Genomic DNA, 425 nt, shown 5'->3' with positions numbered 1-425 from the left:
ATCGACGCGATCGCGTTCAAGTACCGCACCGGCACGCCGTGGACGGACCTGCCCGAACGCTTCGGTTCGTGGAAGGGGGCTCACAACCGGCTGCGGATGCGGTCGGCCGACGGCACGTGGGAGAAGGTGTTCACCGCCCTGCTCGCGCAGGCCGACACCGAAGGCGACCTCGACTGGGTCGCCGCGGTCGACTCCACGATCGCCCGTGCCCACCAGCACGCCGCCGGGGCCCGTCAAAAGGGGCTCGGGCCGGCGAACCAGCCCACCATGCCCTCGGACGGCCCCGCGGCGGACTGACCACGAAGATCCACCTGGCGGCAGACGGCCGTTGCCGGCCACTCGCGTTCGTCATCACCCCGGGCCAGGCCGGTGACGCACCCGCATTCGAGAAGGTCATGGCCCGGATCCGGGTGTCCCGGCCGGTC

General features: G+C 71.8%; 1 pseudogene. It reads left to right on the top strand.

Going from position 1 to position 425, the window contains the following annotated elements:
* Positions 1-425 (top strand): annotated as a pseudogene (locus ADK86_RS17130) (IS5 family transposase); the annotation flags it as partial.

This window comes from Streptomyces sp. NRRL F-5755, assembly GCF_001279365.1.
In the GTDB taxonomy this organism is placed as follows: Bacteria; Actinomycetota; Actinomycetes; order Streptomycetales; family Streptomycetaceae; genus Streptomyces; species Streptomyces rimosus.
Note: the sequence above shows the minus strand (reverse complement) of the source record. Positions and strands in the feature narration are given on the sequence as shown.